At 55.0% G+C, this 23050-nt stretch carries 21 protein-coding genes; 3 read left to right on the plus strand and 18 right to left on the minus strand.

Annotated elements, in window-relative coordinates:
* Positions 1 to 16: 16 nt before the first annotated feature.
* The gene (locus L1N82_RS15750) at positions 17 to 1252 is read right to left on the minus strand and encodes an extracellular solute-binding protein (protein ID WP_235288406.1); all 1236 of its coding nucleotides are present in this window, start codon (positions 1250 to 1252) and stop codon (positions 17 to 19) included.
* 341 nt (positions 1253 to 1593) lie between these two features.
* Between L1N82_RS15750 and L1N82_RS15755 the strand changes: the two genes are divergently transcribed.
* Positions 1594 to 1890 carry a hypothetical protein gene (locus L1N82_RS15755; RefSeq protein WP_235288407.1) on the plus strand — a complete coding sequence of 99 codons (297 nt, stop codon included), beginning with the start codon at positions 1594 to 1596 and terminating at the stop codon, positions 1888 to 1890.
* A gap of 16 nt (positions 1891 to 1906) precedes the next feature.
* On the opposite strand, the gene L1N82_RS15760 is transcribed toward L1N82_RS15755, so the two are convergent.
* The 17 genes from L1N82_RS15760 to L1N82_RS15840 all read right to left on the minus strand — a co-directional run bounded on the left by L1N82_RS15760 (position 1907) and on the right by L1N82_RS15840 (position 21114).
* Positions 1907 to 2620, minus strand: coding sequence for a GntR family transcriptional regulator (locus tag L1N82_RS15760; RefSeq protein WP_235288408.1), 714 nt, complete (start codon positions 2618 to 2620; stop codon positions 1907 to 1909).
* An 88-nt stretch (positions 2621 to 2708) separates the two neighbouring features.
* The gene (locus L1N82_RS15765) at positions 2709 to 3257 is read right to left on the minus strand and encodes a CBO0543 family protein (RefSeq protein WP_235288409.1); all 549 of its coding nucleotides are present in this window, start codon (positions 3255 to 3257) and stop codon (positions 2709 to 2711) included.
* Complete coding sequence (locus L1N82_RS15770; RefSeq protein ID WP_235288410.1) at positions 3254 to 3757, minus strand: CBO0543 family protein; 504 nt, start codon at positions 3755 to 3757, stop codon at positions 3254 to 3256. Before L1N82_RS15770 ends, L1N82_RS15765 begins: the two co-directional genes overlap by 4 nt.
* 187 nt (positions 3758 to 3944) lie before the next feature.
* Positions 3945 to 4802 carry a sugar phosphate isomerase/epimerase family protein gene (locus L1N82_RS15775; protein ID WP_235288411.1) on the minus strand — a complete coding sequence of 286 codons (858 nt, stop codon included), beginning with the start codon at positions 4800 to 4802 and terminating at the stop codon, positions 3945 to 3947.
* A 45-nt stretch (positions 4803 to 4847) separates the two neighbouring features.
* On the minus strand, positions 4848 to 5852 hold the full coding sequence (locus L1N82_RS15780) for a DUF6005 family protein (RefSeq protein WP_235288412.1): 1005 nt from the start codon (positions 5850 to 5852) through the stop codon (positions 4848 to 4850).
* A gap of 10 nt (positions 5853 to 5862) precedes the next feature.
* Entirely contained in the window at positions 5863 to 6144 is a 282-nt protein-coding gene (locus L1N82_RS15785; RefSeq protein WP_235288471.1) for a phosphopantetheine-binding protein, read from the minus strand.
* A 56-nt stretch (positions 6145 to 6200) separates the two neighbouring features.
* Entirely contained in the window at positions 6201 to 7472 is a 1272-nt protein-coding gene (locus L1N82_RS15790) for an AMP-binding protein (protein WP_235288413.1), read from the minus strand.
* Positions 7429 to 9336, minus strand: a complete 1908-nt coding sequence (locus L1N82_RS15795) for an IucA/IucC family protein (RefSeq protein WP_235288414.1) — start codon at positions 9334 to 9336, stop codon at positions 7429 to 7431. The genes L1N82_RS15790 and L1N82_RS15795 overlap by 44 nt, the downstream gene beginning before the upstream one ends.
* Entirely contained in the window at positions 9333 to 10760 is a 1428-nt protein-coding gene (locus tag L1N82_RS15800) for a lysine N(6)-hydroxylase/L-ornithine N(5)-oxygenase family protein (protein ID WP_235288472.1), read from the minus strand. Before L1N82_RS15800 ends, L1N82_RS15795 begins: the two co-directional genes overlap by 4 nt.
* Positions 10761 to 10791: 31 nt before the next feature.
* Complete coding sequence (locus tag L1N82_RS15805; protein WP_235288415.1) at positions 10792 to 11379, minus strand: GNAT family N-acetyltransferase; 588 nt, start codon at positions 11377 to 11379, stop codon at positions 10792 to 10794.
* Positions 11300 to 13168 (minus strand): IucA/IucC family protein, encoded by a 1869-nt coding sequence (locus tag L1N82_RS15810; protein WP_235288416.1) that lies wholly within the window; start codon positions 13166 to 13168, stop codon positions 11300 to 11302. The genes L1N82_RS15805 and L1N82_RS15810 overlap by 80 nt, the downstream gene beginning before the upstream one ends.
* A complete protein-coding gene (locus L1N82_RS15815; RefSeq protein WP_235288417.1) occupies positions 13165 to 14733 on the minus strand; it encodes a pyridoxal phosphate-dependent decarboxylase family protein in 1569 nt (522 codons plus the stop codon). Before L1N82_RS15815 ends, L1N82_RS15810 begins: the two co-directional genes overlap by 4 nt.
* A 14-nt stretch (positions 14734 to 14747) precedes the next feature.
* Complete coding sequence (locus tag L1N82_RS15820) at positions 14748 to 16109, minus strand: aspartate aminotransferase family protein (protein ID WP_235288418.1); 1362 nt, start codon at positions 16107 to 16109, stop codon at positions 14748 to 14750.
* Between the two features lie 364 nt (positions 16110 to 16473).
* Positions 16474 to 18051 (minus strand): glycoside hydrolase family 18 protein, encoded by a 1578-nt coding sequence (locus L1N82_RS15825; protein WP_235288419.1) that lies wholly within the window; start codon positions 18049 to 18051, stop codon positions 16474 to 16476.
* A gap of 291 nt (positions 18052 to 18342) precedes the next feature.
* Complete coding sequence (locus L1N82_RS15830; RefSeq protein ID WP_235288420.1) at positions 18343 to 18543, minus strand: cold-shock protein; 201 nt, start codon at positions 18541 to 18543, stop codon at positions 18343 to 18345.
* Between the two features lie 253 nt (positions 18544 to 18796).
* Positions 18797 to 20410, minus strand: a complete 1614-nt coding sequence (locus tag L1N82_RS15835; RefSeq protein ID WP_235288421.1) for a Na/Pi cotransporter family protein — start codon at positions 20408 to 20410, stop codon at positions 18797 to 18799.
* Between the two features lie 332 nt (positions 20411 to 20742).
* On the minus strand, positions 20743 to 21114 hold the full coding sequence (locus L1N82_RS15840; RefSeq protein WP_235288422.1) for a hypothetical protein: 372 nt from the start codon (positions 21112 to 21114) through the stop codon (positions 20743 to 20745).
* 162 nt (positions 21115 to 21276) lie between these two features.
* Here L1N82_RS15840 and L1N82_RS15845 point away from each other — a divergent pair, with 162 nt between their 5' ends.
* Positions 21277 to 21972 carry a peptidylprolyl isomerase gene (locus L1N82_RS15845; protein WP_235288423.1) on the plus strand — a complete coding sequence of 232 codons (696 nt, stop codon included), beginning with the start codon at positions 21277 to 21279 and terminating at the stop codon, positions 21970 to 21972.
* 187 nt (positions 21973 to 22159) lie between these two features.
* Positions 22160 to 22996, plus strand: a complete 837-nt coding sequence (locus L1N82_RS15850) for a hypothetical protein (protein ID WP_235288424.1) — start codon at positions 22160 to 22162, stop codon at positions 22994 to 22996.
* The last annotated feature ends 54 nt before the right edge of the window (positions 22997 to 23050 follow it).

The following is a 23050-nucleotide window of genomic DNA, read 5'->3' on the forward strand; positions in this document are numbered from 1 at the left end:
TCCTATTATTGTTGAATTAGTTCGTCTCGTAAGCGGTCTGCAGATTCTTGAAGTAGTCCGTCAGCGGGAGAGATTGGCCCCGGTTGTTCAGATCATCCGCGGAAATATCGCTGAACAGCTGTTCCTTCGCTTCGGCGCTGGCCTTGTCGAGCACCACATTCGCATCAATGCCCGGGTACCAGGTGTTGCGTCCGACGATGACCTCCGCCTGCACTTCCGGAGAGCTCAGGTAGTCTGCGTATTTCAGTGCCGCTTCCTTGTTCTTCGCATTCTTCGGAATGACAATGTACATCGGTTGTCCTGGCAGACCCGGCTCCGGCAGCTTCAGCTTCAGGTTCGGGTTCAGGCGTCCTTCGCTGATCCACAGCTGGAACATGTCCACCCATACCGGACCCATGTCGATCTCACCGCGATTCAGCATGTCGAGTGTGCCGTTATTGCCGTTCGTGATCGTTGCAGGTAGCGCCTTCAGCTCTTTCATGACCGCCGGCCATTTCTTCTCCAGCTCGGCATCATACGGGCCTTCTGTCAGCTGCGTGTAGTCGCCGGTCTTGTGGTAGGCATAGGCCGTTACGAAGCCCACACCGCTCATGCCGTTCAGTACGCCGTTATAGCCGAAGCGCTTCGGGTTATCCTTGATCCACTTCTCCAGCTGGTCAAAGTTCTCCGGTACCTCCGTTACCTTATCCGGATTGTAGGCAAGCGCAATCTGGCTGTGGAACAGCGGGATAACATACCCGTCCACATCTGTGCCCAGGCTGTTCTTGCTGTCTGCCGATACGACATAGTCCTTGTTGGCGGACATCGGCACGTACTGTTCCAGCAGATCATTCTCAATCAGCGATTTCATCATGCTCTGATGCACGATCGCCACGTCGATGTCCCACCCCGTCTTGCCGGCATCCTTCTGGGCTTTCAGCTTCTCGAAAATCTTCTGTGAGCCCGCGTCGCCCGCTCCAGTACCTACCACATTAATCTCGGAACCCGGGTACAGCTCCTTGAAACCCGGAACAATGGCTTCTTCCTGCAGCTCCGTCATATTCGTATCACCTGCTGTCGCAACGGTTACCTTGTAGCTTGGAGCTTCCTTCTGAGGCTCGTTCGCCGTATTCGCGGCGGCCTCCACATTGGAGCCTGTACCTGCATTACCGCCTGCGCTGCCGGCGTTCCCGGCATTATTTCCGTTACCGCAAGCGGCGAGGCTCATAGCAGCCACCAGGGTGCACAGCATCATGGACAACCTCTTCTTCATGTTTCCATCCTCCGATTATCATAATAGCTGTCTAGACAGCTTACGGTTATGATTATCGGGATGTTTTATTAGCGGCGTGTTATTGGCATATGAAACAATTGTAAAATAGAAAAACCTATACGCTAAACACCCTATTGAAGTGTCCAGTGTATAGGTAAATATTCACATCCATAAAATAAAGGTTACTTCTTTTTATATAAGTTTTTGAAATAATATATGTTAAATCGATCGGACGTTAGATTATAGAATGAGTCCACACACCATTGCTTGTCTATAGGTTAAAATAAACTATTATCTATTGCTATCTGTTATTACTGGCATTGGATGGTAAGGAGGATATTATGAAAAATTCCATATCACACTTTTTTCTAGAATGGCTGAGGGCTTTAGTGATCCTTTTTGGCGGCTTGTATATCTTGTGGATAATCGAAGAACAGCTTTTAGGAACGGAGCAAGCTAAAAATTACGTAGTGCTTCTTGCACTTGTCGATTTCACTATTCTTTTCCTTGTATATAGAAACTTCCTTCAATTCAGCGGCTGGTTCCAAAGCAAAAACCAACGTAAACTCCCTCGTACAGTTACCGTTCTGCTGGTACTTTTTATTATCCTATCACTATCAATTGTTATGATCTTTTAAACAGCAAACGCCCCCGTTAGCGGGAGCGCCTCACCCAAAACTTAAATACATCGTTGCGGTAATAGTCGTATGAGAATAATACAGGCCGGTTATCTTCATCAAAATGCGTCTGCTTCAGCAGCAGGACTGTCGCCTCCGGGGATACGCGGAGCTTCTTCGCATGCAGATCCTTCGCCGGCGGTACAATGACTTCACTCATCGCGCTGACCAGGCGAATGCTGCACTCCTCCTCCAGGAAGGTCATAAGCGAGCCCTGCAGCGGTCTGCGGGCAAAAGCCGTACCGACGAGATGATGCGGAAGCACATTAATGTTAAAGGATACAGGATCGTCATTTGCCTTGCGAATCCGCTCTATGACAATTACTTCATCACCGTCCTCCAGATTCAAATACTCCGCCCATTCCTGCTGGCACCGGTCAATCCGTACTGACTCCTGCACCTCGGTCTCCTGCAGACCGGATGTATGAATCATTTCGGAGGTTGAGCTCAGCTTGTCTATGGAGCTTGGAATTGAATGCAGCGGCCGGATCACGAAGCGTCCCACACCATTACGGCATCGCAGCTTGCCCTCTTGCTCCAGCTGCTTCAGCGCGGCGCGCAGCGTCTCCCGGCTCACGCCGAAGGAAGCTGCCAGCTCAGGCTCCGAAGGCAGCTTCCTACCTACAGGCAGCTCACCGGATACCATCATCCGGTCCAGCTTGTCCTTAATCTGAATATAGCTCGGGATCATCCAGCACCCGGTCCCCTTCCCCTATGCAGTTCCTGTCCTGATCTTAACAGAAAAGAGGTCCCGGAAGAAAGCTGTCGCCTCAGCCATTTTACCGTCCCGGCTTATGCTGCTCCGCTCGCTCAGAACCTATCAGACCTTTGTATACGGGATCTTCATTTCCACCTCCATAGAAGAACCAGTTATGAAACCATCGGGACAGCATTAAGGTCAGATAGAGGCTGATAAACGTCCAGTACCATGTCCAGGTGTGATACTCGATAAGCCCGGTGTACTTCTCAAGGAAAATTTCCGGGACCGTTATCGCTGTGCAGTAAGCCCCAGTATACAGCAAGCGGCGGATGACAGGCCGTCCGGCCGGGAAATAAACATTGAAATAGGCTGTTACCGTCGGATAAGCCAGATATTCGAATAAAAAGCTGGTCTGCGTGCCCCGGTTGAATTCCCGCACCGGGTAATCCAGCCAGCCCATTTCCACAACAAACAGCCCCAGTATCCAGGTCATAAAGCCTTGGAACAGAAAGACGGCATGGGCTTGTCTGCGCCGGTCCTTGGGGATTAGGAACAAAAGGATGAAGCAGACCGCATAGACAGAAGCCAGAAACCAGTGGTCAAACTGCCATTCCGATATCCAAGTCATACGGACTGACCGCCTTTCCTGAAGGGACCTGAATTATAGAAGAACCATATCGCGTAACGGCGCATGGCATAGTAACCCGCCGCAAAAACAAACCAGTTCATATACCAGCGGAAATGTTTATAATGAATCAGGTTTGTATAATGCTCTACCAGCAGCGTACATACAGTTGCAATCATCGGGACCAGAACCATATACGCCAGCTTCAGGGTTCGGCCCGTCCGTTCAGGGAACCAAAGGTTGTAAAACACCGCGATCATAGGAAAAAACGCGTAGTTAAAAGTAAAATTCGTCTGGGTGGCATCCTGAAATTCCCGCACAGGGTTCGTAATTAGACCATACTCAACGAACAGCAGGCTAAGCGACCAGGTAAGCATCTGGCAGGAAAAGAACACGATAAGCGACTCCCTCTTCTTACGGCCTGGAACTAGGAGGAAGAACGAGCCGATGACAAGAAACCAGACGAAAGCCAGCACAACCCGGTCAGTAGTAATAATAAACATTTCCTCCCTCCGCTTAAGTTTCTCCACTCCTTACCATGCCTAAAATCGTACGATTCATGCATAATACACTCATGTACCGGATGGCATTTCAAGCAAGCACAAAAAAACAACCGCACAGCAAGCTTTAAGCTGGCTGTACCGTTGTTATTAGGCTGTATCTTCAATTAAGGCGGGGCAAGGCCCCTCATTACCTTACCGGTTCCGTATGGCGCCCCGCTTCCCCGCGGATACGCTGCAGCCGGGCAGACTCTGCCGCCAGCACCCCGCACGGATCATGACCGAACCATTCCAGAGAACCGAACCATTCTGTATCCGCGATCTGCTGCAGGACCGGAGCATAATCGATTGCCCCTTCACCGAGCGGCACAATACCGTCACGGCTGGCACCCGCGGCGTACACGTGATGCGGAAGGAAGACGTCCAGCTTATCCGCTGAGCTGATATTCTTCAGGTGGAAGTGGCGGGCCCATGGTTCCAGCTCCCGGAACGCCTTCACCGGATCAGTTCCCGACTCCCACAGATGAAGGAAATCGAGGTTAATGCCAAGACTTTCATGCTCCACCTCATGGATCAGCCTGACCGTTGACGCCAGCGTATCCGCAAGGGTGCCGGGATGGGTTTCCACAAGCAGCTCCACCCCTTTGCCCGCACACCCCTCGCACAAATCACGAATCAGCCGCACACAATCGGCGCGTTCTTCGTCCGTCATCTCATTGCTTGCCTTCGTTCCGGCGAAGATCCGGATTCGCCGGGCGCCGAACCAGCGGGCCATATCCGCTAATCGGCCGCCCTTCTCCAGGGACGCTTGACGGTCCGCCGAACCGCCTATATCAATATAATCGCTGATCATGGAGACCGCCAGGCTATTGCTTCGCATCACACCCAGCTGCGCCAGCGCCTCCTCGCGCTCCCGCTCATACAAGTGAAGGGCATGCGCTCCCCACAACTCTATGCCGTCGAACCGGTGCTGCCCCGCAAAACGGACGATATCGCCAAACGAGATCAGCTGATGGCGGAAGGAGATCGTACACAATGACAGCTTCACGTTCTACACCCCGTTTCTCTGCTCATTCCTGCCCCTATTATTTATCTATAATAAACCTGTGGCTGCTTCCGGTTGCACGCCGTATCTTACACACCACTCCTGCATCAGCCGCTCCATCTCCAGCTTAAGCAGATGCTCCGTCCGGTCCGCCTCATCCAGCTTGGCAAGAATTTGTCCCTGCAGGGCGGACTGGCCGGTCATCGCCATTTTGACACATAGATATTGAACCGACGTGAACTGCTGCACCAGATCCCGGATCGTCTGCGCCCACTGCTCGTAATGCTCTTCAGGCAGCTCCAGATGATCGTGAAAATACATCAGCGCATAGTCGTAGCTGTACTTGCGGATGACGATTACCTTAAGATGCTTCACCGTTGCTGTCAGCGAAGCCGCCGAACCTCCCCGTTCCACCGAGGTCACGATCTCCCGAAGGCGGTCTATCAGCTCGTTCACATCCGGCTTGAACCCTGCGTCAAAATACGCTTTGATAAGTGCCCGCGAAGGCTCCTTGACAGTCTCCGCATCAATATACCAGCCGCCCGGGTCTGGATTGTTGATGAACGCTTCCATGACCTGGTTCCTTGGAACGCGGCCTTCCCAGCGAAAATCCGGATCGAGCATCACTAGCTGCTCCGAATCATCACCAGCCCGCTCCACAAATACATAATGCGGGAAAGGCTTCAGATTAAAACCCGTGTCCCGGTCCGGCAGATAAAACATGTCCAGATGCGGCATCACGAAACGGTAATCCGGCCGTTCGTCCAGCAGCTCGGATAGCCGGGCAGCACCTGCTTCCGGACCCTGCAGCGCATCATACCAATAGACCGGGCATAGTCCGAAGAGCTTCTCCACCCAGTGATGATAGAAGCCCAGACTGGCCGGATCCGAATAATAGGTCAGATTGCCTTCCTCCGTCACATCAAAGGCCGAATCCCACACATTGAAGTAGAAGGGCCGGTAATCAACCCCGCTGCGGCGCTTGATAATATCACAGTAACAGCTGACCAGGCAGTGCACGTTAATCCTGATATCCTTCCAGCCAAATTTCATTGCGGCCTCCTTAACGGACCCCCGGCCCAGGAGCAGGATCGGGTATGTTCGTGTTGTCCAGCTCTTGCATAAAATCAACCAGTGACCCCACCGTATCGAAGATACCCGGGTCCACTTCATTCTCCGGCACCTGCAGGCCTAGCTTTGTCTCAATAAGCACCAGCAACTGCAGCAGCATGACCGAATCCAGCCGCAAATCCTCGTTAAGCCGGAGCTCTTCACGCAGCGTACCCGCCAACGGGCCATGCTTGCTTCCGTCTGCTCCCGCTGTCTCCTCCAGACCGGCTCCCATCTCCTGCAGCATACCGGCTATCAGCTCCTGCAGCCTCTCCTTCAGCTGCTCCCGGTTCATAATGCCGCCTCCTTTGCCTCCAGTAACTTCCGGCTTACTTTGCCATTTCCGTTCTTCTCAATGCTGCTTACACATGCGACTGCGCCGGGCACCTGATAAGGCGCCAGCTGCTGCAGACACCATGCGCGAATCATGTCCGACGTTACAGCGGGATCGGCTACAACCTGCGCCTTCACCATCTCGCCCATGACCGGATGCCTGCCGCGGTAGACTACCGCTTCGCGCACGCCCTGCATCCGCAGGAGCGTATCCTCCACCTCGGACGGATACACCATCAAGCCTCCGATATTAATGACATCATCAGCGCGGCCCATCAGCATGATATGACCCTGTTCATTCCTGTATCCCACATCCCCGGTACGAATTATGCGGCCTCCAATATCTGCGATGAGCTCGCCGGGAGAATCCGCCCGGGGACCGGCGGTCAGCTGTACATGCGGCAGCGGCTGACCAATATCGCCCGGCGCCAGCATCCCCCGGCTGATCGTCAGGCAGCCCGCCTCCGAGCAGCCGTACTGCTGCAGTACGGCATCCGAGCGCTGCGCGAGCTGTTCCCACAGCGGGGCAGGCAGCGGCGCTCCCGAAGTCATAAGCCGGTGAAACCGCTGCTCGCCTGCTGCAAGCGAAGCCAGCAGATGCAGCTGAATCGGTACGGCATAGATGAGATGCGCTGGTGTGTCCCGGATGATGCCAAGCGCAAGCTTCGGATTCGTATTCGGCACCACCGTTGGCTCGCTGCCTCTTGCCAGGGAAGCCAGTACGCCGCACAGCAGCCCATAAGAGTGGCTGACAGAAGCTAATACGACCGGCTTCCATGACGGGTCGGCCTGAAGCGCTTCGTTGTAGGCGGCAAGCTCTATGCCGATTTCTTCCCAGCTGCGGCCGATCAGCTTCGGCTCACCGGTCGTGCCGGAGCTGTATTGGAACAGCGACGGCTTGCCGCCGCACCCGCCATGGCTGCTCTCTGCGTACCCCTTAACGTCTTCGACAGACAGATAAGTCTCGGCTTCTTCGTATATCAATCCGCAGCACCCTGCCCTGCGGGCATGGGCCAGTGCCGTCTCCAGCGGCATACCGCCATGCAGCAGCAGCGCGGAGCCATCCTTTTCCCGCAAATACATTACGAGGGCCACCAGCTCTGCCGGGTCCTTCACACAGAGGGCGAACCTCCTGCCCGCCGGATTACCCAGCGCTTCATGACTGCGATAGCTGCTCCAGCGCCTTTCAAACGTCGGCTTTCCGATACGCTCCCGTCCTGCGGTTAGCATGAATCCCCCTCCTTTTCGCCGCTGTGTACAGCGGATTTGGCACTTCATGCATCAAACCATGCCCCTCCGGATACAGACGGCGCTTCGTCAGCTGCTCCACACGGGTCGTCTCCGCGAACAGATTCACCGCCTCAAAACGGTCCGCGTGTTCCGGGAACCGTTCCATATGCCGCAGCAGCGACCCGGCCGCAATATCCCAGAACCTGTCTTCTTCATAGCCCAACTGCTCAGCCAGGAGCAGGGCAAGCTCGCTAAGATTTATAAAGAATAACGCGCCAAGCGTCAAATAGCGGACCTGATCCATTCTGCCCGCCTCAAAGCCCGTATCCTCTGTGAACGGCGGACACAGTTCAGGATGCAGCAGCGCCGGGCGATAGAACAGCACATCCTCGTGAAAATCCTTCAAAGCCGCCCGTACCGGGCGTCCGTTACGGTGAATCAGCACCATGTTCTGGGCGTGGGCTTCCAGCGCAATCCCCTGTACCACCGCCAGGTGCACCACAGGCAGAACGCAGGCTTCCATCAGCTGCTCCAGCCACTGATCCGCCCCGTGTTCGGCAAGCCAGGAAGAGATATAGGGCCGGCCATCCGCCTCCAGCGCACAGAGCATTGTGAACGGCACCGCTGTCTCCCCCTCCTCCAGCTGGGCGGAGAGACTCTCCCGCCATATGCAGCCAAGCGCTCCTCTCTTCTGCCCTGCCAGGAGCCCTGCAGCTGCCTGATCCGGCGCGTACGATACACCCGCAAATTCACCAAGCAGAATAAGCCGCGCTTCCTCTGTCAGGTACCGGTCTTGTGCCGCCGCCCGTTTCAGCCAGCGGGTTACAACTGGCGCATTCTCGACGAACAGAGGAAGCAGCTGGCGGCTGCTCGATGTATTAATCAGGTTCAGCGACAGCTTCACGTAGGGCTTGCCGCGATTCATCCGGTTAGCCACTGTACGGATTGACTGCTGGGGAAGATAACAGTCCCCCGCTTCACCAAGGGGGATGATTCGCTTGCTGCGTATATCGGCCAGGAACAGCCGGCTGATATGCTCCCGCCACTGCCACGGATGGACAGGCAGCAACCCATAGGCAGCCGGGTCGCAGCCCTTCTCCATCAGTCTATGCCGGAACTGCTCCAGGACAGTCTCGCCAAGCTCTTGGCGCCACAGCTCCTCAAGGCTTCCTGCCTCGCTGTCGATTACCGCCACGGAATCCGTCAGCCGCACCGCAGCCCACATCAGTGTGATGGAGGGCTGAAATTCCGGGCCGAAGGCGCGATTATCTGCGGGGTCGAATCCGATACGGGACTTGTAAGCTGGATGATAGGGATGGCCATCGTTCAATGCGCCGCTCTCCAACTCGTCATAATCGAGCGTTTGAAGCCGCAGCCCGCGTCTGATCCGCTCCTCGTAAGCAAGTGTGTCATGCAGCAGCGTCTGCTCCAGCTCACCGGCGAATGCAGCAAGCTTTAATCTGTCCGCCTCTGTCTGGCCAAGCACCTCCTCCACGAAGGCAGCAGGAGAATCCGCCTCCTTCACGGATTGTTCTGTCCTTCTAAGGACAGGCGCATCACTCAGCCGCACACGCCCGAATGAGGAGGTTATCCTGCCCCTGCATTCATACACCACCGGCTCAATCCCGGCTGTAAGGCCATGCAGCCGAAACAACATAATGCCGCTGTCATCCGGCTCCTCCTTGCCCGCCTGCACAATGCCTTCATACAGAACGGATTCAATCAGCTGCCGGAATACCCGCCGCCTGACTGCGGTGTACCCGTCTGCTGCGGCTTCGACGGCCGGGCGGTTACAGCCGCCATATTCCAGGCCGGCTGCCTCCCCATCGTTTGCAGCAAGAGACAGGCTCCCACTTCCGCTCATGCCTTCCCGCTCCCTTCGGGGTAAGCTCCAGCCGCTTCCGCCATGCCGTCTGAACCAGCAGCTCCTGCCGGTTCCGCGGCAGCAGCTGCTGTATGTTCTGCCGCCTGCAGCCCAAACTGCTGGAACACATTCCGCTTGCGCAGCGGGTAGACGGTCTGGCCTGTCAGCCCGTTGATAATCACACTGTTACGGTAGGCACCAAGCCCGAGATCCGGTGCACCGACACCATGTGTGTGGAGCTCGCCGTTTTGCACATAGATCCGGTTCGCCACCTCACGGTCCTTCCAGACCAGCCGGTAGTCCTCTGTTACTTCAAACCGCTCCTGTTCATCCCAGACCAGCAGGCTGCGCAGCGGCTCCAGACAGCTTGGAACAGCATGACGGTACCCGGTGGCCAGAATGACAATCTCACTGTCGTGGGTAAAGGATCTGCCCTGCTCGATATGACGGCAGGAGAGGCGGCACTGTGCCGCATCCTCGCCTGCAGCCAGCTGAATGCCTTCAACCTCGGTCAGGGCCAGCAGGCCGACATCCGGCTGATCCCCGCCCACCCCGGCATCATACAGCTGGTCATAAATATCGGCGATTGTCTTCGCGGAGATCCCCTTATACAGCAGGTCCTGACCCGCACGCACCCGGTCCTTCACTGCTGCCGGCAGGTTATAGAAGTAGGACGTATAGTCCGGCGAGAAATGCTCAAGCCCCAGCTTCGAGTATTCCATCGGCAGGAAGCCCTTTGACCGTGTCAGCCAATCCAGCCGGTAACCGTAATTACGCTGCTCCTGCAGCAGATCCAGGAACACCTCTCCGGCACTCTGGCCCGAGCCGATGACCGTAATTTTGCGCGCGGCCAAGCAGCGCTCCCGGTACCCGAGGTAATCCGCAGCATGGAATACGCCCTCCGTAATGCCAAAGCCGCTCATCGGCCTTGGAACATGCGGCACACTGCCCACGCCGAGCACCAGGTCGCGGGCAAGAATACGGCGCGCCGCGCCGCTTGCCGTATCACGAATGACGGCCTCGAAGAGCTTCACGCCACCGCGCTCCACGAGGCGCACATCTGCGACCTCGCTGCCGAACTGGCAGCAGGGCAGCTTGGATGCCGCCCATTGGCAGTAATGATTGTATTCTCTTCGCGGAATATGGAACCGTTCAAGAAAATAAAAGTGATACAGCCTTCCATGCTCATGCAGATAATTCAAATAGCTGAGCGGGTGGGTAGGATCAGCCATTGTAACCAGGTCAGCGAAGAAAGGCACCTGCAGGGTCGTTCCTTCCAGCAGCATGCCGGAGTGCCAGTCAAACTGCGGCTTCCGCTCGCAGAACACCGCCTTTACAGCGGTCTTCTGCAGCAAGGCGGCAAGCCCGAGGTTGAATGGCCCGATCCCGATGCCCAGCAAATCATATGGCTCTCCATCCGCCATATCAGCCTGCTCGGAACGGAGAAGCTCCTGTTTATCCGGTTGCGGGTTGATCATCAGCTGTCCAGCTCCTCTCAAAATCTTGACGGCTGCAGAACATCAGCGCCGCCGTCTTCTCGGGCAGCTCCACCTCGCGATCGAAGCGGAAGCCGCAGCGCTTGAAGATATGAATCATCCTGCTGTTGCGGATATCAGGCTCGGCTACAATGGTGTCCGTAGCAGCATGGCGGAACTGGAAGCACACCATCGCCTGCAGCAGCGGAAGCGCGTAGCCTTTTCCCAGATAGTCAGGCGGTCCAATCAGCAGATGAACTCCCTGATCCTGCTCACCTGCTTCGTAATACTGCCCGATCCTGTCCCCCGCAGCCCAATACGACTCAAAATAGCTCATCGGCACGTCATCGAGCATTCCGATATACAAGGTATGATTGCGGTTGGCCAGGGAGGATATCAGGTACTCCCGGTATTGCTCCTCCGGAATATTAAGCCTCCAGTATGGAATGACATGCGGCTCATGCTGCCATTTCAACAGCCGGTCAAAATCAAGCTCCAGCGACACCGGACGGAAGGCGATCGTCTTCCCGATCCCCGGATGCTTCAGCTGAAACACAGCTGCCGTCATATAATCTGACCTCCTTTACGAGCGGATTATCGATTGGCACGTATACCGATTGCGTCTCCATAGCGCCTGCCAGCTCATCCATATCATGCAGCCTTGTCAGCAGATTGGCCTTGCAGGGAAGCACCGGCTCATGAAGCAGGCTGTCCAGCAAGCCTGAAGGCTCGCGGTCGAACGGCTTGAAGCGTTCGAGCGCGGTTCGCAGCTCGGCAAGCAGCAGCCGCTCATCAATCAGGCCGGCCGTACCGAAGCCGTTGATCAGCCCGAACAGATGATTATAGAACAAGTAATATCGGAGCCGCTCATCGGCCACCGCGTCATCACAGACGGTCTGGCTCTTCTCCCCGGCGCCCGGAAGCTCACGCTCCAGAAGATGGGCAGTTGAACGGCAGAAATAGTAGCCTTGGTTATCCCGGTAGTAGAACCGGGCCGGGTACCCTTCCTCCAGTTGAACAACGCTGTTCTGCTGGTGCGCTTCAAGCGCAATTCCCCATGTCATATAGAGCCAGAGCATAGGACGCAGCGACACATTCATATAGCGGCGGAACCAGTCCAGGCTCACCTCAGCCGTTGTCCGGCCTTCGCGCTCCGCTATAGAGCGAATTAGCACGCCAATCCTGCTGGCGCTGCCCGGAAGCGGGTCCTGACCGAGCCCTGCTATCAGTGTTACCCCTTGTGCTCTGCTGCCACGGAATGGATTGTCGCGCAGCACAAGCTCGAAGCCCGATTCCTCAAATCCCGGACGCTTCAACGTCAGATATGCCGGATCACCGATAATACGGAAGCGGGGAAAACGCTCCTTCAGCTCGCCAAGACCCGCCCGGAGCAGTCTGGACACCTCCACACCACGGTCCAGCTCCTTCGTCAGATTAACCCGCAGCGAATTCGTTACCTTAACCGGAATTGAGCCCTTGATCATATAATCCGCATCCGGATGATAGACGGTTCTTAACGAGGAGGTCGCCTGCCAGCCACTGCCCGCAGGTCCCAGGTTCTGCAGCACGCCTTCGGCAAGCCAAGCCTGCACATGCGGCTGCTTCAGCAGCCATGCGGCCTGCAGCGGATGCACCGGCAGCAGCGACCAGTCGTCATGGCCGCAGTAGGCGGCGACGAAGGCCGGGTCCGCCTCGGGATCTCTGCGGTAATGCTCCTTCACCAGTTCTGTCGCTGTCTGCGGCAGCGCTGAATCCTCCTTCACGATCGAGGCATGAGCCCTGAATAGATGCAGCTGGAAGCTCCCTTTCATCTCGGGCGAATATTCCATGCGGGCTGGTCCTTCAATTCCCTGGCGGCTCTTCGGCGTCGGGTGAATCAGGTGCCCAAACAACAGGGACTGCTCCGCCTGGATGAAATCAAACGCTTCTCCATAAAGCTCTTCCCTGTCCCCGCCTCGCGCTTCTATAAAAGCCGCCACGTTCTGGCAGCTCTGGATCGTGCGCAGCATCAGCTCCTCGCGGTGAACCGCTGCCGCTGATCCCCCCGGGGCCAGCTCTTTATAAAGTAGAGCCGCCAGTGTCATATAATCCGCTTCCACCCACGCATCGTCTGCCGTTCCCGACTGGCTGCCGCCTGCACGATAGCGGAAGCTGTGGAACAGATGTCTGCCTGTTGGCGACCGGTAACCGGCTGCCGCCCGCACTTCGATCTGCTGCCCCGGAAGCAGCAGCTGCAGCTCCTCTGAAGCCCCGTCTCTACCGGACTTCAGCCACTCGCCTGCTCCCGTCTCCCTTATATAACAGTTCAGCAATCCTTGCATCGCCGCTTGTCCCGCGACCTGTACCGCATCCATCATCTTGCCACTGTCTCCTTTCCGCTAGGAATTCCTGTTTCAAGCTCCCATCCAATTGTCCGGATTCTCTCCAGTAAAGCCGAGATATGCTGCGGCCCTGTCAGAGGATTGAGGATCGTCAGCTTCAGACATATCCGGCCGTCCGACTTCGTCCTCGCTATGACGCCAGCACCTTCGGCTAACAGCCGTTCCCGGATCAGTAGATTGAGCTGGTCTGCGGCGGTACGCCCAGCTCCTGATACCGTGGCCTGCCCAAAACTGCGCCTTTCAGGGCCTTCAGCCAGCTGCGGCCGGTAGGCGAACACCACTGTGTTAATTACCGGTTCCGCCATCAAGGTGAAGCAGGATTCCCTGCTAATCATCTCTGCGGCTGACTTCGCCGTCCGGATCGTACTGTCAATCAGCTCACCGAACTGCCGACGGCCCAGATGCTTAAGTGACATGTACAGCTTAAGGGCATCGAAGCGCCTGGTCGTCTGAACCGACTTTACGACCAGGTTGGGCAGCCCCGCCTCCTCCTCATCCTCGGGATTCAGATAATCCGCCGTCAGCCGCAGCAAGCGAAAGCGCCGCTTGTCACGGAGCAGGAAGGCTCCGCAGCTGATCGGCTGGAAGAAGAGCTTGTGAAAATCGACCGTTATCGAATCTGCGTGCCCGATACCATCCAGCAGTCCGCTATATCGGCTGCTGAGGGCAAGCGCACCGCCATAGGCGGCATCGACATGCAGCCATAGGCCATGCCGCACAGCGGCCTTCGAGATCGCTGCCAGCGGATCAACGGCCGCGTAATCCGTCGTCCCCGCCGTCGCCACAATGGCAAAGGGATGCAGGCCGTCCCGCAGCAGTCTGCCTATTGTCTCGTCAAGACGCTCCGGGCACATGCGTTTATCGGCATCGGTCTTGACCGGCACAACCGCCTGATGGCCGAGGCCCAGCAGAGAAGCTGCCTGCTTGACCGAGAAATGCGCTTCCTCCGAGCACAGCAGCCTCAGCTTGCCCGCTTCCGGCGGCAGCCCCTGCTGCTGTACATTCCATCCCCAGCGCTCAAGCGCATAGTGGTCACGGGCTAACATGACGCCCATGAAATTCGACTGTGTTCCGCCGCTCGTAAAGACGCCGTCCGCATGCTGGCCGTAACCAAACAGTCCATTCAGCCAGCGGATCAGCTTCTCCTCCAGCAGGGTAGCCGCCATGCTCTGGTCCCAGGAATCCATCGACTGATTGGAAGCGGCGATCAGCGCCTCTGCGGCAAGCGCCGGCATAAGCGGCGGGCAGTGCAGGTGCGCAATGCAGAGCGGGTCGGTCACTACCGCCGAATGCCGCAGCAGCGCCGAACCGACCAGCTCCAGCAGCTCCGGTATCGGCATGCCTTCTTCCTCGGGGCAGACCTCTATATTGTCAATCAGTGTCGTCAGTACTTCCGGCCCCAGCCCGCTGTACGGCTGCTCCAGCCCGGCGTAATGCCTGACCAGCACATCGGCAGCACCTGCCATCATTGCCCGGTATGCCGCTTGAGAAGACTCGCTTGTATGCAAAAATAACGGTTGCTGCTTGACGTCTGAACTCATATCGTCGTCACCCTTCATCCCATTGCCTCTGCAGGCTCCAGCACTTCCCGCTCAGCCGCAAGCACAGCTTCATGAAAAATAGCAGCAATTTCATCTACTTGCTCGTCCGTCACCGTAAGCGGCGGCAGGAACCTGACAACCGAGTCATAGCGGCCGCCAAGCTCGAGAATAAGTCCCTTCTCTAGACAGTAACGCTGCACTCTTCTAGCCAGCTCCGGGTGCTGCGGATAGCTGCCAATGCAGTCTTGCGGCAGCCGTCGGTCCACAATTTCCGCTCCCAGCATCAGCCCCTTGCCTCTCACTTCGCCGATGCAGCCAGTTTCCGACTGGATGGCTTCCAGTTGTACACGAAGCCTTGCGCCAAGCTGTTCGGCGTGCGCCGCAAGCCTGTTTTCACGGATATACCGGATTACCGCCAGCCCGGCGGCCATTGCCAGCTGATTGCCGCGGAACGTTCCGGCATGCGCGCCGGGCTCCCATTTGTCCAGCGATTCATCATAGACCACCACGGCCAGCGGCAGGCTCCCGCCTATCGCCTTGGACAGCACAATCACATCTGGCGTAATACCGGCATGTTCGAATGCCAGGAAGGCACCCGTTCGTCCGATTCCCGACTGAATCTCATCCAGGATAAGCGGAATCTGCTGCTTCGCCGTAATCCTTCGAAGCTCACGCAGCCAAGGCTCCGGTGCCGGGATGACCCCGCCTTCCCCCTGAACGGCCTCCACAATAATACCGGCTGGCGGCAGTATGCCGCTGGATGGATCCGCGAAGACCCGCTCCAAATATCTGGATCCTACTTCATGCCCCTGCTCCCCGCCAAGACCAAACGGACAGCGATACGCATATGGATATGGCAGGAAATGCACATCCGGCATCAGACCTGCCACATGCTGCTTAGCATGCAGGGAACCGGTCAGACCGAGCGCACCGCTGGTCATGCCGTGGTATGCTCCGTGAAAAGCAGCCATCGTTCGTCTGCCTGTCGCTGTCTTCACCAGCTTAACCGCCGCTTCCACAGCGTCGGCTCCTGCCGGTCCGCAGAACTGAATTTTGGCCCTCTTCGCGAATTCAGCCGGCAGCTGGCTGAACAGCTCATCCACAAACTGTTCCTTGACAGGTGTAGTGAGATCCAGCGTGTGAAGCGGAAGTGACGAATCCAGCGTCTCCCTCAGCGCCTCTACCACAACAGGATGATTATGTCCGAGTGCCAGCGTCCCCGCTCCTGACAAGCAGTCCAGATATGTCCTTCCGTCTGCATCTGTAACATAGATACCTCGCGCTTCCCGAATGGCGATCGGAATACGGCGCGGATATGAACGCGCATTCGATTCTCTGCGCATCTGGCTTCCCAGATAATACGCATTATCTGGCATCTATAAATTCTCTCCTTCCGGTTATACGCTGCTTGAAATACTAATATTTCAAAGTTGAGAAGATTGTAAATGATTATCATTATCAATTCAATATAAAGCCTGTGCTTTGCTTCGAACGACCCAGAGATATGAATATTTTCTGTCGGATGCTGATATTTTATGGCGAAAGAAAAAGCGCTACAGCCCCTGTTATTTTTCTCACTAATCATACTGAAGCCACACTTCCCACATTAGGGCTACTCCCGTGAACCCCTCTTTGAAATCCATGCTCACAGCCAAACAAGTCGACATGAAGCCAAAGCCGACATAAGTAAGAAGCCAGCCGTCAAGACGGCTGGCCCCTGGTTATACGATGAGATATAGATTATGGCTGAATACCTGTATGAAGTGCCTGCAGCAGCTCCCCGCTGACCGAATCCTGGCTGAGCGCCCAGATCATTGCCCCTCCGAGGCTCTGATTTCTTACATATTCCCCTTTGATCCTCATTGACTCCGGGTCATCATAGGTGATAAAGCTAGAGCCGTTGAACAGGTAAGGGACAAGTGAATCTTTATGGAAATAGCGGACATATCCTTTGTTCAGGTAGTTGGCCGTAATTTCCGAGTAGGTTACCGCAGCAGATCCGGAATACGTCTGGTACAGGCCTCCGTTTACATTTGCGGCATTATCATACTTGTATCCGTAGAAGGCAACACCCATTACAACCTTGGCCGCAGGAACACCTGACCTGATATAAAGCTGGACCGTATCATGCACGCTTGTCGCACCGGCGAATACGCTTGCCGGGTCCTTATACAGCGGAGCATTCAATCCTGTCCGGGTATCCCACGGGCCGTGGATATCGTAGCTCATAATATTGACAAAATCCGCATAGCTCTGCAGCTTCGCCAGCTCCACGTTGTTCGCGTAGTAAGCTCCTGCTCCTCCCGCAAAGCTCAGCAGATACCGCTTGCCGTCCCTCGCTCCCTGCTCATCCAGCTTCTCTCTGAGCTTCTGCATCAGCAGCGTGAAATTCTGCTTATCTTCAGGCCTGTTCACACCGCCTGGCGCCCCGCCTACTACCGGATATTCCCAATCAATATCGACGCCATCGAAGCCGTACTTTACGATAAATTCAACCGCGCTGTTGGCAAAAACCGTGCGGGATGCATCCGTAAGCGCAGCATCCGAGAACCTTCCCGACCAGGACCAGCCTCCAACGGATATAAATGTTTTCAGATGCGGGTAGCGCTGCTTGAGCTTCAGCAGCTGATTAAAATTCCCGTAAAACGGCTGTCCGGTCTGATCACCGGTAAACCGCTTCTCCACATCGGCATAGGAGTCCCCAAGTGTTATCTTGTAGTCAGCTCCAATGTTCGCGAATGCATAATTGATATGTGTCAGCTTAGACCCGTCAAGATCGGCAATCTGTCTGCCCGAATAAGTCGACCAGCCCGTGTAGTAGCCGATTACGGCCTGGCGGTGCTGTTGAACCGGCTCAGTTACCGGCGCTGGGGCCGGTGCCGGCTCTGTTGCCGAATATGGTTGGGGTTCCGATACTGCTCCGCTCAACGTAGTGACACTCACCCGGTTGCTTGCACCAGATACATTGCCTGCCGCATCGACGGCTTTCACGGAAAACGAATAGGCTTTGGAAGGCAGCAGTCCCGCTGCCGTGAAGGCGGTGTTCTTGGTAGTAGCAATTAGCGCTGTACCTTGATAAACCCAGTAACCTATCACTCCAACATTGTCAGTCGAAGGCCTCCAGGATAGCGAGACCGTCGTATCCGTGACGCCTGTCAGCTGCAGGGAAGCCGGCGCCGTCGGCGCTTTCTTATCCCTGCCGGCCATAACTTCAACCGATAGACCCGCTATAATCAGCGACAGTACAAGAGGCACAACGAATAGCGCTTTCATAAATTTGAAAAGCCGTTCACCCCTATTGGATGTTTCGTTCTTCAAGCCGATTCCTCCCGTTTCTTGGTGTAATTCATGCTGTTCTAGGTACCGGCAGTCCGGTAAGATAACATCCGCTGGTGTGCCAAGCTGTACCCCTTCGTCACCACCGCATTGGATACTTCCATTATATCAATTTGTCTCTACCATTCGTATAGACCACCGGAACCTATATCGCGCGCAGCACAAAAAGGAGCATAGCCCTATTGCCATGCCCCCATTATTTGCCACTATACAAGCATATAAAAGAGCCCCTCCGCGATTGCGGAAAGAGCCCGTGGTTTGAGATGCAGGATCTTACAGCTTTACAACGTTCTCAGCTTGTGGTCCGCGGTTGCCTTGAACAACGTTGAATTCTACGCGTTGGCCTTCGTCCAGCGTCTTGAAGCCTTCGCCTGTGATCGCGCTGTAATGCACGAATACGTCATTGCCGCCTTCAACCTCGATGAAGCCGAAGCCCTTGTCCGCGTTAAACCATTTCACTGTTCCTGTTTGCATGGATATTCCTCCAAATAGGTTATTAATATGGTCCTTTTTTAAACATGCATAAAAAAATTCACATATTGTAAAAGGTACCAATCCAAGCTGATCACCTTTTACAACACATGAATTGTAACGGAGTTCACGTTCGGATAGCCCCATAATAGCACAGGAAAATTCCAATATCAACCTTCTTTACGGAAATCTTACACAAAAAGTGGAAAAAAAAGTAACGCGCCTGCCGGTTCCGGCAAACGCGCTGCTTCCACCCTTATTCTCCGTACAAAATATACTGTGCAATGTTCTTGCTGTGGTCGCCCACACGCTCCAGATTGCTCAGGATGTCCAGGAAGACAGCACCTGAGTTACCGGTGCACAGATTCTGGTTCAGACGCTGAATGTGGCCCTTGCGGTACATCACTTCCATCCTGTCCAGCTCCGCTTCATAAGCAAGCACCTGCTCAGCTGCTTCCCTGTCTCCATGCTCAAGCGCGTACAAGGCCCGCTCGACCGTCTTATCGGCCAGCTCAAGCATGTCCCGCAGATTTTGCATCGCATCCTCGGAGAAGTCAACCTTATTCGTCACACTGAATTCCGACAGCTCTACGATATTCTCGGCATGATCTCCAATCCGCTCAATATCATTAATCGTCTGCATCAGCACAGAAGCTTTCTCGGATTCACCCTCCGGAAGCCCGTTCTGCTGAATCTTGACCATGTATTCCGTGATCTTGCGGTCCAGTTCGTTGATTAGCTGTTCCTTCTGCATCGCCAGGCTTGCCACCTTCGGATCACGTCCGAAGAAGAAGGAAGATGCGTCGTTCAAGGTTTCCCGTGCATATCCGCCCATACGAATAATCTCATGCTGGGCTTGTCCCAGTGCGACCGATGGTGTGGCCAGCAAGCGCGGATCAAGAAACTTCGGCTTGAATTCCAGCTCCTGCATGCTGCCCGGAATAAGCCGGGTCACGATCCACGCCAGCACCGGAATCAGCGGCAGGAAGATTATCGTGTTGGTGACATTAAACAGGCCATGTGCGTAGGCGATCTGCATACGGATATTCACATCCTCGCCCAGCCAGACCACCAGGTTATAAACCAGCGGCAGAGCAAGCGTAAAGATAATAGTTCCGCATACGTTAAATATAACGTGGACCAAAGCCGCCCTCTTTGCCGCAACTGTTGCGCCTATTGAAGCCAGAACAGCTGTAATGGTCGTACCGATGTTATCGCCGAATAGAACCGGCAGTGCTGCCTTCAGGTTAATCATGCCTTCGTCCGCGATTGTTTGAAGAATACCGATTGTGGCACTCGAGCTCTGTACAATCATCGTAAATACGGTGCCGACAATGACCCCCAATACGGGATTGTGCGACAGATCGACCATAAAGTTGCTGAATACATCAAGCTTGCTAAGCGGTTTAAGCCCACCGCCCATGATGGATAGACCCAGGAACAGCGTGCCGAAACCGAATACAATCTGTCCTATGTACTGATATCTCTTCTTGCTGATAAAGAACAGGAAGAATGCACCCACCGCGATAATCGGCAGCGCGTAATTCTCAATCTTGATCCCCACAATAAAAGCCGTCATGGTGGTACCGATATTGGCCCCCATAATGACGCCTATTGCCTGCCTCAGGGTCATCAGGCCTGCGTTAACAAGTCCAATCGCCATAACCGTCGTTCCGGTGGAAGTCTGAATCAAGATGGTTACGACAATACCCACCAGCACGCCGAGCAGTGGATTAGACGTATAGGTCGCCAGCAGATTTCTCATCTTGTCCCCTGCGGTCTTTTGCAAGCCTTCGGACATATACTTGATACCGAACAGGAAAATACCGAGTCCTCCGACAAACTTAAATATCAGATCCTGCCAATCCATTCCGCTGCCTCCCTAAAATATAGAAACCCTAGCTTTGAAGCCTATCGTTTCCGTTTCTGACCCGTTTCATCCCATGTAACCAATAGAACTTTCGACATCGCTCGAATGCTATTGTCACCAAGTCACAATTTCCATAATAATAAGTCGGATGAGGAAGCGCAACAAAATCTTAATAATTTCTTTACAATTTCCTTCATATCGACAAATCCGTCTGTTTTTCACGCAGTAATTAATGCATTCCAATGATATTACTATGTACTTGTCCGCAATTCCCCTGCAAAAACCGCCAATGTCTGCACACTGGCGGCCTGCCTGCCCTATTAAATCCTTTCTTATTTGAAAATAAATCTGCCAACCAGCGGCCAAATGTAACGCAGCATACCCAGGCCGATCTTAATAGTCGGCCAGGCCCGGCCGACTAGGCCAAACATACCTGGCAAAGCCCCGCCAGCAGCACCCGCTGCTGAAGGGGCACCTAGCGCCCCGCCGAGCAGAGTGCCGAGGAAACCGGATATCTGGGCTTGATCTCGCTTGCCTCCCTTTCCCGTCACACGGCCTTCCCCGCGTATGCCAGCCAATACAAGCTCCCCATCCTTCACACCAACTATACGGCCAATATAATACTGACCGTTCCTCAGCGTTACGCCGACCACCTGACCCATAAGCCGCTGAACATACTGAGCCTCCGGATGCATGAGTATCATACTGAATCACTCCCGTCTTCTTGCAGCTTATATCACTTACTATATGCCTCAGAGGCTCAGCTGCCTGTTCGAATGGACGGGGCCCGGCTAATTTGTACCATTACCCGGCCAGGCCGTATAATAAGTTAGTCTAACACTTCAATTAAGGTGGGCTTATACGACATGAACACTCAAACACACAGATGGATTCAGCCTCTGCTCATTGCCGCCCTCGTGTTGCTGTTGACGGCTGCCGCAGGCTGCGGGCCAAGGCCGGAGACCAGTGACGGAACCGATGGTCAAAACAATGCAGGAGTTCCAGCTAGTGCCGGGCAGATCGACGAGACCGCTCCCCATCCAGTCGTCACAATCCAGATGAAGGACGGCGGTATGATTAAGGTCCAGCTGTACCCTGAGGTCGCCAAGAATTCAGTGGACAATTTCATCTCCCTTGCGAGTAAAGGCTTCTACAATGGGACGGTCTTTCACCGCGTCATACCAGGATTCATGATTCAGGGCGGAGATCCTGACGGGAATGGAAGAGGGGGGCCCGGCTACAGCATCAAAGGTGAATTTATTAAGAACGGGTATCAGAACAATTTGCAGCACACTCGCGGGATAATTTCCATGGCACGATTGGGCTCATCTTACGATTCCGCCGGATCCCAGTTCTTCATTATGGTCGCGGATGCCTCCCATCTGGACGGCGAGTATGCTGCTTTTGGAGCTGTAACCGAAGGGATGGAGACGGTGGATGCCATCGTCAACCTGCCGGCAGGAGCTAATAACCGTCCGGCAGACCCGCCTGTGATGGAAAAGGTAACGGTTGAGCTTAACGGCTATCAGGCTGAGGAGCCTCAGACGACTGGACAGCCATAAGCTTTAGTCAACTGGAATTCCTTGACTTACTATGGGTATGCCTGATATAGTTGCAGCAGATGAATAAGCACGGCTTACGACGGAAGCACCCGTAAGAATCGCCAATAGGCGTCTCTTACGGGTGCTTTTTTTGTGCGTCTGCCCGCCGCTTGCTCCATCTCACAACTCAAGGAGGTGTAAGGTTATCATGCCATTACTAACACTGTACAAACGGCTTGCGCAGCTCCTGTGCGCCATGCTCATTCTGCTCGTAATCCCGCTTCCGGCCGGCGCTGCGCCCATTGAATTGACAGCTTCCGTACGGGCCAGTCTTAACAAGACCATGGAAACATCCGGCCCCGAGCTCGCCGCAAGTCTGTCCAAGACCTATGAGCAGCTAGGCGCTTCAATTAAGGCAGAGCGAAGCGTGGACCAAACCGTCAAATCGCTGCAGTACAGCAGTGAGGGAGCGCTGCTTGAAGTACGCAAGCAGATTCAGCAGGTGGGAGCTGCTCGGATTGATTTCCTTAAGAAGGAGCTTGAACAAACCAAGCAGCAGTACAAGCCCCTGCTGGCTCTCTCTCAATCTCTGTCCAAACAAGCCGCAGCTGCCAAATCCTTCGGACAAAAGGAGCTTGCAGCCGCACTGCGCTCGCAGGCAAGCCAGATCAAGCCCGCCGTCCAGCTTGCCAAGCAGGATATTAAGAACAGGGAGGCTAAGCTTAAGGCCGCCCGTGCAGAAGCGGCGGAGCGCAAGAAGCGCCTGCGCGGCATGCTTGCGGGAATTGATACGGTGAAGGTTAAGAGGAAGGCGGAGAGAAGCACAATCAGCAGCTTGTCCAAATCGCTTGCTGCGGAGTGGAGTTCAGCGAAGCAGGCGCTCCGCAAGCGCGATGGCGTTAACGCGCACAAGTCCTTGAGCAAGGCACTTGCGCTAAGCGGACAAGTCAACACCCGCAAACAGACCCTCCTTACTCTGGAACAAAGCATAGCCGATATTATCCGACTGACAAGAGCGGAGCTCGCCAGGATCAGCAGCGTATAGGCCGCTCGAATATCCCGGGCTTAGAAAAGCAAACGGCCGGCAGCAGTTCCTGGT

This window comes from Paenibacillus tarimensis, assembly GCF_021532315.1.
GTDB lineage: Bacteria > Bacillota > Bacilli > Paenibacillales > Paenibacillaceae > Paenibacillus_I > Paenibacillus_I tarimensis.

What these genes read in the sequence shown, in the direction of transcription:
- L1N82_RS15750 (WP_235288406.1), bottom strand. Translation starts at nt 1,252, where the DNA reads ATGAAGAAGAGGTTGTCCATGATGCTGTGCACCCTGGTGGCTGCTATG.
- L1N82_RS15755 (WP_235288407.1), top strand. Translation starts at nt 1,594, where the DNA reads ATGAAAAATTCCATATCACACTTTTTTCTAGAATGGCTGAGGGCTTTA.
- L1N82_RS15760 (WP_235288408.1), bottom strand. Translation starts at nt 2,620, where the DNA reads ATGATCCCGAGCTATATTCAGATTAAGGACAAGCTGGACCGGATGATG.
- L1N82_RS15765 (WP_235288409.1), bottom strand. Translation starts at nt 3,257, where the DNA reads ATGACTTGGATATCGGAATGGCAGTTTGACCACTGGTTTCTGGCTTCT.
- L1N82_RS15770 (WP_235288410.1), bottom strand. Translation starts at nt 3,757, where the DNA reads ATGTTTATTATTACTACTGACCGGGTTGTGCTGGCTTTCGTCTGGTTT.
- L1N82_RS15780 (WP_235288412.1), bottom strand. Translation starts at nt 5,852, where the DNA reads ATGAAATTTGGCTGGAAGGATATCAGGATTAACGTGCACTGCCTGGTC.
- L1N82_RS15785 (WP_235288471.1), bottom strand. Translation starts at nt 6,144, where the DNA reads ATGGGAGCCGGTCTGGAGGAGACAGCGGGAGCAGACGGAAGCAAGCAT.
- L1N82_RS15790 (WP_235288413.1), bottom strand. Translation starts at nt 7,472, where the DNA reads ATGCTAACCGCAGGACGGGAGCGTATCGGAAAGCCGACGTTTGAAAGG.
- L1N82_RS15795 (WP_235288414.1), bottom strand. Translation starts at nt 9,336, where the DNA reads ATGAGCGGAAGTGGGAGCCTGTCTCTTGCTGCAAACGATGGGGAGGCA.
- L1N82_RS15800 (WP_235288472.1), bottom strand. Translation starts at nt 10,760, where the DNA reads ATGGCGGATGGAGAGCCATATGATTTGCTGGGCATCGGGATCGGGCCA.
- L1N82_RS15805 (WP_235288415.1), bottom strand. Translation starts at nt 11,379, where the DNA reads ATGACGGCAGCTGTGTTTCAGCTGAAGCATCCGGGGATCGGGAAGACG.
- L1N82_RS15810 (WP_235288416.1), bottom strand. Translation starts at nt 13,168, where the DNA reads ATGATGGATGCGGTACAGGTCGCGGGACAAGCGGCGATGCAAGGATTG.
- L1N82_RS15815 (WP_235288417.1), bottom strand. Translation starts at nt 14,733, where the DNA reads ATGAGTTCAGACGTCAAGCAGCAACCGTTATTTTTGCATACAAGCGAG.
- L1N82_RS15820 (WP_235288418.1), bottom strand. Translation starts at nt 16,109, where the DNA reads ATGCCAGATAATGCGTATTATCTGGGAAGCCAGATGCGCAGAGAATCG.
- L1N82_RS15830 (WP_235288420.1), bottom strand. Translation starts at nt 18,543, where the DNA reads ATGCAAACAGGAACAGTGAAATGGTTTAACGCGGACAAGGGCTTCGGC.
- L1N82_RS15835 (WP_235288421.1), bottom strand. Translation starts at nt 20,410, where the DNA reads ATGGATTGGCAGGATCTGATATTTAAGTTTGTCGGAGGACTCGGTATT.
- L1N82_RS15840 (WP_235288422.1), bottom strand. Translation starts at nt 21,114, where the DNA reads ATGATACTCATGCATCCGGAGGCTCAGTATGTTCAGCGGCTTATGGGT.
- L1N82_RS15845 (WP_235288423.1), top strand. Translation starts at nt 21,277, where the DNA reads ATGAACACTCAAACACACAGATGGATTCAGCCTCTGCTCATTGCCGCC.
- L1N82_RS15850 (WP_235288424.1), top strand. Translation starts at nt 22,160, where the DNA reads ATGCCATTACTAACACTGTACAAACGGCTTGCGCAGCTCCTGTGCGCC.